Source organism: Micromonospora sp. Llam0, from assembly GCF_003751085.1.
In the GTDB taxonomy this organism is placed as follows: Bacteria; Actinomycetota; Actinomycetes; order Mycobacteriales; family Micromonosporaceae; genus Micromonospora_E.
Genome location: NZ_RJJY01000001.1, coordinates 2,320,191 through 2,334,341, shown reverse-complemented (window position 1 = coordinate 2,334,341; position 14,151 = coordinate 2,320,191). Strand labels below are relative to the sequence as shown.

At 71.0% G+C, this 14,151-nt stretch carries 11 protein-coding genes; 3 read left to right on the top strand and 8 right to left on the bottom strand.

Annotated features, from left to right (window positions below; genetic code table 11):
* Window positions 1-46 precede the first annotated feature (46 nt).
* The 4 genes from EDC02_RS10470 to EDC02_RS10455 form a co-directional block, all read right to left on the bottom strand.
* Complete coding sequence (locus tag EDC02_RS10470; protein ID WP_123601770.1) at window positions 47-1,084, bottom strand: sigma-70 family RNA polymerase sigma factor; 1,038 nt, start codon at window positions 1,082-1,084, stop codon at window positions 47-49.
* Window positions 1,085-1,124: 40 nt separating this feature from the next.
* The gene (locus EDC02_RS10465) at window positions 1,125-1,778 is read right to left on the bottom strand and encodes a hypothetical protein (RefSeq protein WP_123601769.1); all 654 of its coding nucleotides are present in this window, start codon (window positions 1,776-1,778) and stop codon (window positions 1,125-1,127) included.
* A 66-nt stretch (window positions 1,779-1,844) separates the two neighbouring features.
* Window positions 1,845-2,948, bottom strand: a complete 1,104-nt coding sequence (locus tag EDC02_RS10460) for a hypothetical protein (RefSeq protein ID WP_123601768.1) — start codon at window positions 2,946-2,948, stop codon at window positions 1,845-1,847.
* 50 nt (window positions 2,949-2,998) lie between these two features.
* Window positions 2,999-3,499: a hypothetical protein gene (locus EDC02_RS10455; RefSeq protein WP_123601767.1), complete on the bottom strand. Its 501-nt coding sequence runs from the start codon at window positions 3,497-3,499 to the stop codon at window positions 2,999-3,001.
* 127 nt (window positions 3,500-3,626) lie between these two features.
* Here EDC02_RS10455 and EDC02_RS10450 point away from each other — a divergent pair, with 127 nt between their 5' ends.
* Genes EDC02_RS10450 through fxsT form a run of 3 tightly spaced genes read left to right on the top strand, consistent with a single transcriptional unit; the run spans window position 3,627 to window position 9,627 of the window.
* Window positions 3,627-4,064: a hypothetical protein gene (locus EDC02_RS10450; protein WP_123601766.1), complete on the top strand. Its 438-nt coding sequence runs from the start codon at window positions 3,627-3,629 to the stop codon at window positions 4,062-4,064.
* 30 nt (window positions 4,065-4,094) lie between these two features.
* On the top strand, window positions 4,095-5,642 hold the full coding sequence (locus tag EDC02_RS10445; protein ID WP_123601765.1) for a hypothetical protein: 1,548 nt from the start codon (window positions 4,095-4,097) through the stop codon (window positions 5,640-5,642).
* Between the two features lie 55 nt (window positions 5,643-5,697).
* Window positions 5,698-9,627, top strand: coding sequence for an FxSxx-COOH system tetratricopeptide repeat protein (gene fxsT / locus EDC02_RS10440; protein ID WP_123601764.1), 3,930 nt, complete (start codon window positions 5,698-5,700; stop codon window positions 9,625-9,627).
* Window positions 9,628-9,637: 10 nt separating this feature from the next.
* Here the strand turns inward: fxsT and EDC02_RS10435 are convergent, their stop codons facing one another.
* The 4 genes from EDC02_RS10435 to EDC02_RS10420 all read right to left on the bottom strand — a co-directional run bounded on the left by EDC02_RS10435 (window position 9,638) and on the right by EDC02_RS10420 (window position 14,151).
* Window positions 9,638-11,605, bottom strand: coding sequence for an HEXXH motif domain-containing protein (locus tag EDC02_RS10435; RefSeq protein ID WP_123601763.1), 1,968 nt, complete (start codon window positions 11,603-11,605; stop codon window positions 9,638-9,640).
* Window positions 11,602-11,865: a hypothetical protein gene (locus EDC02_RS10430; RefSeq protein ID WP_148083392.1), complete on the bottom strand. Its 264-nt coding sequence runs from the start codon at window positions 11,863-11,865 to the stop codon at window positions 11,602-11,604. The genes EDC02_RS10435 and EDC02_RS10430 overlap by 4 nt, the downstream gene beginning before the upstream one ends.
* Window positions 11,866-11,935: 70 nt before the next feature.
* Complete coding sequence (locus tag EDC02_RS10425) at window positions 11,936-13,054, bottom strand: caspase family protein (protein WP_123601761.1); 1,119 nt, start codon at window positions 13,052-13,054, stop codon at window positions 11,936-11,938.
* Window positions 13,051-14,151: a PaaX family transcriptional regulator C-terminal domain-containing protein gene (locus EDC02_RS10420; protein WP_123601760.1), complete on the bottom strand. Its 1,101-nt coding sequence runs from the start codon at window positions 14,149-14,151 to the stop codon at window positions 13,051-13,053. The genes EDC02_RS10425 and EDC02_RS10420 overlap by 4 nt, the downstream gene beginning before the upstream one ends.

Genomic DNA, 14,151 nt, shown 5'->3' with positions numbered 1-14,151 from the left:
CGCAAACTCATCGCGCCACGCCACACCGGTCCGACAGGCCGGCCAGTCAGCCAGTCAGCTGGGCCGGTAGGCCGAAGGTCGGCAAGTCGGCGTCGAGGAACGCGACCACTTCGGCGACCTGCTGTCCGCGCAGCGTGAGCACGTCCAGGCCGGCGGGGACGTACGCGTTCCGGTCGTCGTTCCACAGGTACGTGCCGAAGGCGAGTTGCCCGTTGGCCCGGGTCGGCAGGAACCGCCAGCGGTGCCGCAGCACCACGTCGACCAGGAAGGGGCGGATCGCGTCGCGTCCGTCGTACCAGGTGGTCATCGGCGGCATCGAGTAGCGTGCGTCCTCGGTCAGCATCGCCACGATGGCCTCGACATCGTTCGCCTGCCACGCGGCCGCGTACCGTCGGGCGAGCTCCCGCTGTGCGGCGTCGCCGAGCGCGGCCAGGGTCCGCTGCTGGCTGGCGGCCGGTTGCAGCTCGGCGACGGCTCTGCGGGCGCGTTGCAGGGCGCTGTTGACGGCGGGGACCGTCGTGTCCAGCAGGTCGGCGACGTCGCTGGCGGGGTAGGCGAGTACGTCGCGGAGCAGCAGGACCGCCCGCTGCGTGGCCGACAGGTGTTGCAGGGCCGCGACGAACGCCAGCTCGACGCTTTCCTGGGCGATGATCTGCGCTTCCGGGCTGCGCGACGCCGTCGGTCCGGCCGGCTGGTCCGGGTACGGACCCAGCCACACCGTCTCGACCAGGGGTGCCCCCTGCGGGCTCAGGTCGGTGGGGAGTTCCCGCCTGCCGCGACGCTCGATGATGGTCAGGGCACGGTTCGTGGCGATCTTGTACAGCCAGGGCCGGATCGACCCGTCCCGGTCCTCGAACCGGTCCAGGTTGCGCCACGCCCGGTCGAAGGTGTCCTGCACCGCGTCGTCGGCGTCGTGCACTGAGCCCAGCATCCGGTAGCAGTAGGCGTGCAGCTCGTCGCGGAGCGGGCCGACCAGGTGGCCGAAGGCGGTGCCGTCACCGGCGCGTGCCGCGGTCAACAACTGCGGTACGGGCGTGCCACTCGTCCGATCCGGGCTGCTCACCCGGTCTCCTTCCTTGCTCATCCGCGAAACGGTACGCGTCCGCCGTACCCGATGTTCGTGCTCAGCGGTCGAGATGGCTGGCCGTCTCGTCGATCAGCGCTTCCGCCAGGTCGTGCAGCAGCGTGACCGCCTCTGCGGTCTCCCCGGTGGGGGCCACCGCGCCCGCGTACACCATCATCACCAGGTTGTCGTGGCGGATGAGGTGGGTGACGTCGAGCTGGGAGGCGGCGAAGTCGCCGAGGGTGAAGTCATCGGGATCCAGCACCAGGGCCGTCTGGAGCGACCTGCCGCTGTCGCCCCACCAACCGGCCAGATCGGCGGTAATGGGGTTCGGCCCGGTTTCCTCCGGCAGATCGATGTAGTTTGCGACGTCCTGGTTGTACGCCTGCACCGCGCCCGTCAGGTCGTGGTAGACGCGGACCTGCACAGCGCCGGACGGCTGGAACTCGCCGAACTCGGTGGTGAAGCGCTCGTCGGGTGCGAGAGCGCCGAAGTCGCATCGCACCCGCCAGTAGCTGCGCTCCGTGCGGTAGTCCGAGCCATCCTGATGGGAAGGGGCGAGGTCCAGAGTAAACCGGTCGAACACCTCCTCGAACCGCAGCCGATCGCACAGGTCTTCAGGAATCTGCTCGTACCGTGGATTCGATTCAGGCGGCGGCGTCGGGCCGCCGGCGCCGCACCCGGCGGCGACGACCACGAGCGCCACCGCGATCATGCCGCCTCGGAGTCGAGCGGTACGCAGACGCATGGCAGTCCTCCAGTGCCGTCGTGTCGGATGTCGTCAGGGAAGGTAGAAGTCGGTCCCGTCGACGCCGGACAAGATGTTTGGCTCGACCGGGATGAGCCGGCCATCCTCGTCGCCGCTTCGGAGCGAGTCGACGCGGTTGAGCGCCTCCTGGGTCACGTCCCGCAGCGCCGCGTGCTGGTCGCTGTCGTTCTCGATGATCTGCCCGATCGCGTCCGAGACTGATCTGAGCAGGTCAGCGGCGGTGCTTCCCTGCAGATCGAGCGCCGCCCAGCCGCCGTCCGGGATGGTCGTCGCGGCGATGCTCACGCCACCCGCAACAACGCCTGAACTCGCTACCCACAGGCCACCGGCGGTCGCCGTCGCGCCACCGAGGATCCCACCGAACACCGTCGCCGCACCCCCGGCGATGACCAAAATGTTGCGTAGCGATTCCTGCCGCGCCAGTTCCGCCATGCTCTGGGCAAGTTCCAGTTGCTCGCGGAGCGCCTCACCGGTGTAATGCACGACGTTTATGAGGCTGTGCTGAGTGGACTCGGCGATTGCCTTGGCGGCGGTGACGCCAGCGGCCAGCGCGGTAAGTAGCTGCTTCTGACTACGCAGGGTGTGCTCGAACGGGTTGTAGAAGTTGGTGGCGAAGTTGTCGGCTGCGTCACCCTCCCAGTTCCCGAGGCTGTGGCTCAGCTTTCCGAAGTCGGCGCTGACCTCGTCGGTCAGCATGTCGTGTGCGCTCAGGATCGGCTGGATGCACTGGCTTTCGTACCAGGCACCCACCGGCCAGGTATACGGTTTGACCCGGGTCGTGATGGCATTGACCTCGGTCGCCGCCCAGGTCTCCGCGTCATTGGCTAGCGTCTGGAGATGCTCCTCGACCTCCTCCTTGCGGCTTTCGTGCCACGGCAGGCGTACGTAGTCCGCCGGCACGTGGTAGATCTTGGTGAAGGGGAACGTGGTCCCGAACCGGGCCTCGATGTAGTGCGTGCCGGGGCCGACCGGCGTCTGGTGCCACCAGCTGGCTTCTTCTTTCTCCAGGAAGGCCATCGCGGTGTCGATGTAGTACAGCTCGGCGAAGTAGCCCTGGATTTCCGAGAGTTTACGGTGAAACTCGCGTGGATTGAAGGTGATCGAAGGTTCGGCCACGAAGACTTCCTCATGATCGCGTCGATACCGGGAAGCAGGGACATATCAGTTTAGATACCACCGAGGCGTCCGTCATGACTCTGTCTGCTTGGCGGGGGATCGTGTACCCCGGGCAGTTCAGGGACGTGCGGCGGCGAGGCCCGGTAGTCCTCGGCGTTTTCGTCCAGCAGCCGCGAGAACTCGTCGGCGGCCAACCCGTCAGTGGCGGCGTACGAGTCTGCGATGTCCACGAGCGCAGAGCCGACCATCTGCATCCGCAGGCATGTCTGACGGAACACGTCATGTGTCTCGTCCCGCAACTCCATCAGCCGCAGATGCGCCGGATCCATCCCGAGCCCTGGACGATCGAACTGCGTTTCCAGCGCATCGACGATGCCGTGCATCCGCCTGGTCAGCATGGCGTAGACGGAGGCGATCTCAGGAATCTCGTTCCGGCCGGCCCGGTACAGGTAGTACAGGTGTGCTCCGAGGCGTCGACCGGCACCGACATCACCGAGGCTGTCGTCGCCGGTGTAGCTCGGCCGCCAGCCTGGCTCGGTCGGGTCGGGCATCGCGCACCTCCGCTCGATCGCTGCAAAGGGTGACAGTCATGCCTGTGTGGTCTGTTGTAGCAGTGTCGCTCAACCGGGTCGGACGTCCGGGGTCGGCTGGGTCGCGTGGTCCACATACCATCGTCACATGCTCTCCGAGGAATCCGTCGTCACCGTGCCCGCAGATGCCGGTCCGGGGCCGGTGGCCGGCACCGACGTGGTGTTTCTGCCGCAGGCGTTTGACCACGGCACACCGGTCTACCCGGCACACACGACACAGTTGGTCGACCAGTTGACCGCGCAGGGGGTCACCGCGCGTACCTGGCATCCGGCGGCGGAGTCCGAGATCCTGTCCGCCCGGGGCCCGGTGGCCGACACGTTGCTGCAGATCGCGGTCGGTATCGCGTCGTCGGCCGGCTGGTACGCGATCCAGTCGATGCTACGTAGCCGCTCCGGCCCGCTGCGGGTGATCGCCGTGTTCGAGCAGGACGGTCAGCGGCGGCGGGCGGAGCTGGCTGGTAACGCCGACGACGTGGTTCGTGCGCTGGAGACATTGGATCCGTTCGGGCCGGGACGGCCCGATTGATCCGGGCCGGGTCGGCCCGGTGCCATTGGAATGGCCAGCCCGATGCTGGACCCGAGTGACGGCGAGCGGCGTGTGTCGTCCCCGCAGTGGGCGGAGCGTCGCCGGATCACCGCCGAGGTAGCCGGTCTGCTTGAGGAGTCGGACGTGGTCCGGGATCCGAGCAGCCGGCAGGTGCTGCTGCGTCTGGTCGAGGAGTCGTTCGGCGGGCCGCTGCGGCTGCGTGACCTGGCGGTGTTACGGCCGCAGCTGGTGGAGCTGGTGACGGCCTGCATCGACCGTACCGGCGGGCTGCGCCTGCTCGCCGAGTGTCTCGACGTGCTGGAGCCGGACGGTGTGCGGACCCTGACGCTGTTCCAGTTGTCCGACGAGTGGCAGGTGTTCGAGCAGTTCGCCGAGCATGATCTGGGTTGGTTGCGTGGCGACCTGTCCCTGGTGCCGGTGACCGCGCGGTGGCATCGGTTCGTGGTCGAGTGCCGGCAGCTGCCGCTGCCGGAGCACTGTACGTCGCTGTGGCATCTGTTCGCCCATCTTGTGGTGGCGCCGTCGACCGGCGGGGTGCCGCACTGGTTGCGGCTGCTCGGCCGGCTCGACGACAGTGTGCCGGCCGGGTCGCGGCAGCGGCTGCGTAGGCTGGTACGGACGCTGGCCGAGGAGTGGGACGTGCCGGAGGACGCACTCGTCGGGGCGGCCGTCACCGGCTCCACCGTCACCGCCTCCACCGTCGTCCCGGACGGCGACGTCGGCCCGGCGACGGCCTACCTGATCATCCAGTTCGAGAAGTACGGCGGCGACGACGATACGTTCATCATGTCGCACTGGTACCAGTGGGCGTCGCCGACCTGGGCGCCGGTGCGCGGTGAGCACCGTCATGTGCGCTATGGCGATCTGGAGGCCGCGGTCGACGAGGTGCTGTCGGAGACGGAGCGGCGCTGGGCACACCAGGCGGGGCCGGTAACGATCGAAATCGTCCTGCCGTGGCAGTTGATCAACGAGCCGGTCGACGCCTGGCGCAAGGAACTTCGGTCGCCGGTGCCGAGTCCGCTGGTGGTGGAGTATCCACTGGTGATCCGCTCGCTGGAGCGGCTGCGATCCCCCGAGTGGCATCGGCGTTGGCGGGTGCGTTGGCGTGGCGTTGCTGCGGGCGGTGGGTCTTCTCAGATATTCTGCGCCGCGCCCGATCAGGTCGACGCCCAACTGGAGGCGTTGCTGACGGGTGACGAGGCGGCGGTCGTTCTGGTGTTGAGCGATTCGCCGTTGCCGGACAGCGCGGCCGAGCGGCAACTGCTCGTCGGCGTACGGTCCGGTGTCCCAGCCATCGTCTGGCACCGCGATCCGGTGTTGGCCGCTGAGCTGTGCCGGGTGCTGCGATCGATGGTGGAGTCGGCGAATGGTTTCGCCGGGGGAGTGGCGCAGTTGCCCTCGCATGCCTCAAAGTTGAGGCAGTCGGCTTGGGGTGAGGATCCGTCTGCCTCGGGCCGGCACGTCGGGCACGGCTTTGTGATCTTGTGGGACGATCCGTTGCGGCAGCCCGGACAGCCTGGCTCAGCCGGCGACGACTTGGGAGAGGCCCGCGAATGAGCGGTGACGGTCACCGGGGGACGGTCGGCGACACCACCCGCCCCGATGGTGCTCCATGATGGATGCATCGTCGTCGCGCGGGTCGGCCTTCGCCGTCCGGCCGCCGCTGTCCGCTCCTGCCTGGCAGTTGGAGATCGTCGGCCGCCGTGATGTCCTCGTCGTCATCGACGACGACCCGGTGATGGAGTTCTGGTCCGACGAGTTCGCCGATTTCGTGGCGATGCTGCGCGAGCAGGAGTGTTTCGCCTCGGTGTCGGTCCGGTCCGTGGTGGTCGCCGACGGTGCGGTGCGCTGGCGCGAAGATCCGGACGCCCCGCTGACCGTCTCCCCGGGTGACGGCGGGCCGCCGGTCGTCTTCCTGGTGACGCACGGCCGGTCGCCGGCCTGGACCACCGGGTTGATCTTCCCGGTACTCGTCGGCTGGGCGGCGTTGGCGGCGTTGGCCGTGGTCAACGTGTTGCCGCAGCAGCACTGGTACGACCGGGGAATGGACACCGCCGAAGTGCTGTGGACCCCGGCCAGCGCCCGGCTGCCGACCGCCGAGCGTCCATGGCGGACCAGTGTGCCGGACCCGTGGTCGGCGACGGAGCCCGGCGCGCCGGAGCGGACCGCTGTGCCGGTGATCGAGCGCGGCGGCGACTGGTTGTCGCGGTGGGCTCGGCTGCTGGCCGGGGCGACGGCCGGTACGGTGCGGATGCCGGCGCTGCTGGTGCGCTCGTCGGATCGGGCTCCGGGCACGGTGCACGCACCGCGTCGGTCCCGGTCGGCGGCACGGGCGACGGAGCTGGTCGCCCGGTTCCGGGCCAAGGCGTCGCCTCGGGCGTTCGCGTTGGCGACCCGGCTCGCCGCCGCTCCGTTGACCTCGCGGATCATCCGGGCGGTGCAGCGGACCGCCGGGCGGCTCGGCCCGGCGCATCTGACCGAGGTGCTGACCAGCGATCTGTTGCGGCCGGTGCGGCATGGCGGCGGTACGTCCGGCGGGGACACCCGGCTGCGGTACGAGTTCCGCCACGGGGTCCGTGACCAGTTGCTGGCGTCGAGCTACCGGGACCGCATCATCGAGGTCCAGTACACCGTGGAGGGCGAGCTCGGCCGGGACATCGAGGCGGTACGCAACCTGACCCGTCGGGTCCGCAGTCCTCGCCAGGCCACGTACCCCCGGGTGACCCCGGCGTCCGAGCCGTTTCTGCGGGTCGAGCTGGCGGTGCACCTGGCGTTGGGCGGCCCGAACCTGGTCGCCGCCGAGCGGCTCGGTCAGGCGTTGGGATCGCCGGTGCGGCCCCGCAGATCCCGCTATCCGGCGACAAATTCGCAAGCGAGTCATACAGGTATGGAGCCGACGATGTCTGACATAATGGCGTCGCCGGGAGCGCCTTTCCCGTTCGGTGCCCGGCAGCCGACGCCCCACCCCGGATCCGACCCAGAAGGGAGTGCGGTGTCTCCGACCGGCAGTGTCGTCCCGCCGACCACCGCTGTCCTGCACGCCCAGCGACGCGACCAGCAGTCGGCCGTCGTCGGTAACCTGCCGCAGCGCAACGCCAATTTCACCGGGCGGCGGGCGCTGCTCGACACGCTGCACCAGCGGCTGCGCGCCGGCACCACTGCGGTGCTGCCCGAGGCGGTGCACGGTGCCGGCGGCGTCGGCAAGTCCCATCTGGTCATCGAGTACGTCTACCAGCACCAGCAGGACTTCGACCTCATCTGGTGGATCCCCGCCGAGCGGACGGCGCAGATCCAGTCCGCGCTCGCTGAGCTCGCCAACCGACTTGACCTGCAGGTGCCGGCGACGGCGAACACCGCCGTGCCGGCGGTGCTCGACGCGCTGCGCGTCGGTCGCCCGTACGCCAACTGGCTGCTGGTGTTCGACAACGCCGAGGATCCCGACGACGTGGAGCGGTTCTTCCCCCGGGGTGGGCCGGGCAGCATCGTGGTCACCTCGCGCGACTCCCGGTGGGGTGAGATCGCCAGCAGCCTGCCGGTCGACGTGTTCGACCGGCAGGAGAGCATCGAGCTGCTTCGTCGGCGCGGCCCGGAGCTGCTGGTCAGCGACGCCGAGCGGCTCGCCGCCGCGTTGGGTGACCTGCCGCTGGCCATCGAACAGGCGGCGGCGTGGCGCGCTGAGACGACGATGACCGCCGACGAGTACCTGCAGCTGCTGCACGACAGCCAACCCGACGTCGACGACGTGACCGAGGTGGAGCAGGACTACCCGCCGCTGGTCGCCGCCGCCTGGCACATCTCCCTCAACGGGCTGCGGGACCGGGACCCGTCGGCGCTGCGACTGCTGCAGGTCTGCGCGTTCTTCGCGTCCGAGCCGATCGGTCGGTCGCTGCTGTCCAAGCCCCGGTTGCAGATCCACCCCGACCTCGACCCGCTGGTGCGCAGCCCGATCCGGCTCAAGCAGGCGATCCGGACCATCGGCCGGTTGTCGTTGGCCCGCATCGATCACCGGACCAACTCGTTGCAGATGCACCGGCTGGTCCAGCGGGTCCTGATCCACCAGATGAGCGAGCAGGACCGTAAGGACCTGCGGCACAGCGCCCACCTGCTGCTCGCCGGCAACGACCCCGACGAGCCCGACGACGCCGACCACTGGCCCCGCTACGCCGAGCTGTACCCGCACATCGTCGCCTCCGGTGCGGAGACCTGCCGAAACGAGCTGGTCCGGGACATGGTGCTCAACGAGGCGAAGTATCTGTGGCGCTGGGGCGACCACATCGGTGCCCGCGACCTCGCCCAGCGCGCGTACAGATCGTGGATCGACCGCGGCGACGAGACCGACCCGGACAGTCTGCGGATGGCGACCTGGCTCGGGTTCATGTACTTCGTCGTCGGCGACTACGCCGCCGCCGCGAAGTTGAACGCCCGAACGTTGCAGCTGTACCGGCAGACGGTCGGCGACACCGAGGAGGAGACGCTCGACGCGCTCGGCGCGGTCGCCGCCGACCATCGCGTCGCCGGTGACTTCGACGGGGCGTTGGAGCGCTCGATCACCGTCTACGAGCAGTCCAAGCGCAACTTCGGTGACGAGGAGCCGTTCACCCTGCGGGCCGCGCACAACCTTGCGGTCAGCATGCGGCTGTCCGGGCTGTTCGGTCGGGCGCTGCAACTCGACGAGCAGACCTACGAGCAGTTGGTGCACATCTACGGCACCGACCACCCGGACAGCCTGAACACCCTCGGCGGCATCAACCTCGACCGGCGCGAGCTGGGTGACTACGTGACGGCGCACGCCAGCCAGGAGAACCTCATCGCCGACGCCCGTCGGGTGCTGAAGTACGACGACCATCCGGACCTGGTCCGGCAGAGTCACCAGCTGGCCTGCTTCCGACGTAAGGCCGGCCAGCACCACGAGGCGCTGGACCTGTCCACCGACGCGCTGCGGCGGTTCCGCACCCGCTACGGCGACGACCACCCGGACACGGTGCTGGCCAACCTGACCGTCTCGATCGACCTGCGGGTCACCGGTGACCTGCGGGCCGCGCGGCAGGCCGGTGAGGCGGCCGTGCAGGGTCTGCGCGCGCTGTACGGCGAGGACCATCCGCACACCGCAGGGGCGCAGGTCGACCTGGCGGTGACGCTGCGCCTGCTCGGTGAGCACGAGCAGGCCCGGGTGGTGGCCGAGGAGGGTCTGCGCCGGCTGGCGCAGCGGCTCGGGGACAGCCACGCCCTGGTGTTCGCCGCCCGAGTCAACCTGGCCAGCGCCCGGTACGAACTCGGCGAGTACGGGGCGGCGCGGGCACTCGACGACGAGACGTTCACCAGCTGTACGGAGCAGCTCGGTCCCGGCCATCCGATCACCTTGGCCTGCGGGGTCAACCTCGCGATGGACCTGCGCGGGCTGGGCCAGGATTCACCGGCGAGCCTGTTGTTCGACGACATCGTGGACCGGTTCCGGTCCACGTTCGGTGAACTGCATCCGGCGACGGCGGCAGCGGCGGCCGGGGTGCGGGCCAACTGCGACATCGATCCGCTGCCGCTGTGATCTGCCGGGTTCAGCGGCGGGTCCGGTCCAGGGCCGGCCAGCCGGCGGAATCTGCCGGCTGGGCCGCGTCGGCGGGCAGTCCGGCACCGACCCAGGCCGCCAGCTCGACCGGATCGGGTACGTCGATCACGGTGCCGCCGCGTGCGGTCTGCCGCAGCGTCTCCATCACCAGTTCCGGCCGGCGCAGCAGAGCCCGCGCCGCCGGGTGCGTCGACCCGTCCGGCCAGGTCAGTCCCAGCCCGACCCAGCTGTGCGCCGCCGTCGACCCGGCCGCCAGATCAGCTGCCAGCTGCCGTAGGTAGCCGGCGCGGGCTCGGTCGGCGTCGCCGCCGACCAGCGCGACGTCGGCGGCGGTCGCGCCGGTGACCAGGCCGGTCACGGCGTCCGGGCCGTTGGCCAGCCGGTCGAAGCCGGCCGGGTCGGTCAGCCGGTGACGGGTCAGCACCGCGCGGGCGTCGAACCAGGCCCGGTCGGGGCGGGTCAGCGCGGCCGGCCGGTCGGGGCGGGTCAGCGCGGCCGGCCGGTCGGACCGAGCGTCCGCCAGCCACGCCGGCACCGGCCGCCGGTCGGTCCAGGCGGCGGCCAGCTCCGCTCGCGCGGTGGCGTCGAGCCGCAGGTTGTGGGCCCGCCACAGCGCGCGGTGGTCGACGGCCATCCGGTCGGCTTTCCGCTGCGGGCCGGCCGGCACCGGCTCCGCCTGGAAGGTGGCCACCGTGTCGTGCAGGATCTCGACGAACCGGGTGCCGTGCCCGGTCAGCAGGTCCGAGCCGAGCAGTGATCGCACCGCGTGCCGGGTCTGGCGGCGCCACAGCGCGAACTCGAAGTCGGCCAGCCCGACCTGTCCGGCCGGGGCGTGCCGGCGGTGCACCCGCCAGAAGTCGGTGATCCCGGCGAACGCGTACACCCCCTGCAGCAGCCCGGCGACGGGTCGCGGATCGTCGCGCCACGGTGCGTAGAACCGCCGGTCGGGATCGTCGTTCACCAGGGTCAGCAGATGGGTCAGCGCGCCCAGTTTGTGATGCTGGATCTCGTGCACCAACGTCATCGCCAGCTGGGTGGCGTCGTCCGGGTCGGACAGCAGGACGGTGCCGTAGGCTTCGGCGCCGGAGGCGGACAGCTGCCGGAACCGTTCCCGGGCCGGCAACGGTGCGATGGTACGCAGGATCGCGGCAATCGTCCGGGCGCGCTGCGGCTGTTGCCGTACCAGCAGCTCCCAGGCCTGCTGGGTCAGTGCCCGCCAGCGGCGCACCCGGTCGGAGCTCAGCGGTGCCGGCGGCGTGGGTCCGCGCAGGTCCCGGTAGCTGTCGCGGTCGAGCAGCTCGACCCGCAGGTCGATGCCGCCGGCGGTGGTGACCAGCCGGACCGGCGGATGCCAGCGGCGGTCGCCCGGGCCGATCGGCGCCGTGCCGTGGGCGGTCACCGTTGCCGTGCCGGCGGCGGCGACCACGCGCACCAGGTCGACTTGCGGGGCGAGTTCCACGGCGGCGACGGTGGGCAGCACGACCTGGCCGTGGCGGGCCGGGACCGTCAGGTCGAAGCTGAGCCCGGCGCGGACCGCCGTGGTGGCGGCCAGGGTGTGCAGGTAGCCGACGTCGACCCAGAGCGGCACGTCGCCGGCCTGGTCCTCGCCGACGCCTATCACCCGGCTGTCGCCGGGCCCGGTGGCGGTGAGCCGGCGCAGGGTGTGTGCCACCCAGATGCCGACCTGCGGTTGGGCGACGACGTCCTCGGTGGTGTCCGGGTCGGCCCGGTCGGCCCGGACCAGCAGCCGCCACGCGGTGTCGACGCCGGGCAGCGGGCCGGTGGCGTCGGCGCGGCGCGCGGCGGCGTCCACCAGGGCGCGCAGCGCGGTCAGCCGCCAGCTGCGTTCGGAGCCGCGCAGGGCGGCAGCGCTCCGTTCGTCGCCGCCGGTGGCGGCCAGTTGCCGGAAGTCGTCCGCGGCGATCGCGTGGGTGGGTGCCGCCGCCTGGCCTGTCAACCGATCCGGTCTTCCGCCCGGGGGTCGGCTCCGGTGACCCGACTGGCGAACGATCCGCTGTAGCCGCTTATGCTGCCCTCGGCGTCGGCGATCCGATGCCGTACCCGGGCGATCGCGGCGGCCATGTCGGAGTCGTCGACGCTGCGCAGCGTCGCCACGTCCACCGTTGACAGATCGAGCATCTCGGACTCGATACCGGCCGGGGTGCTGTCCATCAGCGGTAGCCCTTCACGAAAGGTGACGGTCGATGTCCTCATCATCGCCTATCCCCGCACGGCAACGGAAGCGCCGAGGCACATGCGTCACAGCGGCGGTGTCGACCGCAGGGGCTTACGCGATGAGCCGTTCGACGGTCTCGGCGAGGTGGTCGACGGCGGGATCCTCGCCGGTGAAGAAGCGTACGGCGGCGACGAGTTCGGACAGTCCGGTGCCGTGGCGCAGGCAGCCGCGGACGATGTTGACGGCGTCGATCCGGGCAGCCGGGTTGCGCCGGATCGAGGCGTACACCGACGGGGGCAGCAGGGCCAGGATCTCCTCGCGGTCGTTCGGCCGGAGGAACTCCGGGATCTCCAGCAGCGCGGCCACCACCGCGCCGATAGCCGCCGTCGACGGCCGCGTCGGCCTGGCGGCGGGCTGCGGCCCGGCCGGGTCCGCCGCCAGCAGCAGACCTTCATCGCCGTACGCGTTGCGATACCACAGGTAGGTAGGGGTCTGCGCGGTCAGACCGTCGGCGTTCAGCGCGGCGAACCGGGTGCGGAGCAGTTCCGCGAGCCGTTGCGGGTCGGCCAGCGCCGCCATGCCGTCGACGTCCATCAACCGCAGCAGCTCCCGGCTGAACAGCCCGGTCCGCTGCCGGTCCAGGTTGGCGGCGGGTTGGCCGACGGCGGCGGCGAACAGCACGTCCTGGCTGCGTCCGCCGGCCGGCTCGCCGCTCGGGAAGGTCTCGTGCCCGTCGATCCGGCGCGGCCGGGCCGGGCCGTGCGTCTGGCAGACGTCGACCAGCCACAGCTGCCGGTGCAGCGCCGCGACGAGGTCCGAGGCGTACGTCGCCAGCAGCGAGTCCAGGTCGAGGTCGACGGCGTCGGTGTCGGTCGCGTCGGCGTAGTACAGCCGGCGTCGCCGACGCGGGTCGACGAAGCCGTGCCCACCCCAGTAGACGTACAGTTCCCGCGCGGAGGTGGTGGGTAGCTCGCGCAGCAGCAGTTGGCGGACGGTGGCCCGGTCGGCGGGTCGCACCCGCACCCCAGCCGGCAGGTCGCCGGCCGGCGGCGCCGGGTCGGTCAGCAGGTCCACGTTGCCGGCGGGTACGCCGTGGGCGACGAACAACCGCGCGATCCGGACGGCGTCGTCGACCGGCCCGGTCAGGGTCCAGCCGTCGCCGGCCTGGTAGGCGCCGACGCCGACGGCGACCACGCGGACGTCGGGGTGCTGCGGTGCGGTCGTGGTCACCGCCCGACGGTACGGGCCGCCGACCCGGCTTGCGCCGTCCGGTGCCCGGCTTCAGTTCCGTGGCCGAGGCCCAGGCCCGTTCCAAAGCCCGGGCCGGGGTCGAAGCCCGGGCCAGGGCTGTAGCCGGGGCCGGGACCGGCTGGCTGGACTCCCGCCAACAGATCACCGGTGGTGTGGGCCCGTACGTCGTCGGGGGCCGCGTCACCGGCGAAGCGGGTGACGACGGCCCGGACGTGCCGTTCGGCGACGTCGGCGAGCCCGTCGTAGACGGCGGCGAAGACCTCCCGGGCGGGATCCCGGAGCCAGTTGGTCGGCAGCAGCTCGACCGGCAGCTGCGGATCGAGGGTGGGGAACCGCCGGAAGGTGTCCATCACCTCGGTACGGGCCCGTACTGCTGCGGGCCCGCCGACCTGGCCGGAGCGCACCTGGGGCAGCAGCGCCTGCCACCGGTCTATGAAGTCGCCGTACTGTCCGGCGATGGCCTCGACGTCCCAGGCGTCGAGCGGGTCGCGACCGGTGGTGGCGCCCAGGTCGGCCTGCCGGCCACGGAAGACCGAGATGGTGCCGGGGGTGAGCTGGACGAGATGGCGCATCGCGGGTCCGGGCAGCTTGCGGGGGGAGATCCACAACCCGTCGTACAACGGCGCGAACCCCAGCCACCGGAGCTGGCCGCGCAGCGCCCGTCGTTGCGCGCTGTGCTCCTGCGGCAAGGTGAACGCGACCAGGGTCCACTGGCCGTCCCACGGCCGGGCCGTCGCGGTGGCGGTGAGGATCCAGTGTCCGCCGATTGCCAGGCTGGCGGCGGCGGCGTGGGCGAGTCGGTACGAGCTGTGCCGACCGCGTCGACTGCCTTCGAGCACTCCCCGGCGGGCGAGCCGGCTGATAGCGGTCCGGGCGCCGGCGGGGGTGACGCCGGATTCGGCGAGCAGCGCGACGATGGCGGCCGATGGCAGCCAGGTGCGGGTTCGCAGGGTGTAGTCGGCCAGCAGGGTCACGGCGAGGCCCTGCGGCGAGTTGCCGGTCTGCCGTCGGGGCAGCCGTACCGGTCGGCCCGCCTCCTCGGGATAGATCTCCTCGATGCTGAACAGGCTCGTCAC

Excerpts from the sequence above, each read along its gene's own strand:
- EDC02_RS10470 (WP_123601770.1), bottom strand. The coding sequence starts at position 1,084 with ATGAGCAAGGAAGGAGACCGGGTGAGCAGCCCGGATCGGACGAGTGGC.
- EDC02_RS10465 (WP_123601769.1), bottom strand. The coding sequence starts at position 1,778 with ATGATCGCGGTGGCGCTCGTGGTCGTCGCCGCCGGGTGCGGCGCCGGC.
- EDC02_RS10455 (WP_123601767.1), bottom strand. The coding sequence starts at position 3,499 with ATGCCCGACCCGACCGAGCCAGGCTGGCGGCCGAGCTACACCGGCGAC.
- EDC02_RS10450 (WP_123601766.1), top strand. The coding sequence starts at position 3,627 with ATGCTCTCCGAGGAATCCGTCGTCACCGTGCCCGCAGATGCCGGTCCG.
- EDC02_RS10445 (WP_123601765.1), top strand. The coding sequence starts at position 4,095 with ATGGCCAGCCCGATGCTGGACCCGAGTGACGGCGAGCGGCGTGTGTCG.
- fxsT (WP_123601764.1), top strand. The coding sequence starts at position 5,698 with ATGATGGATGCATCGTCGTCGCGCGGGTCGGCCTTCGCCGTCCGGCCG.
- EDC02_RS10430 (WP_148083392.1), bottom strand. The coding sequence starts at position 11,865 with ATGATGAGGACATCGACCGTCACCTTTCGTGAAGGGCTACCGCTGATG.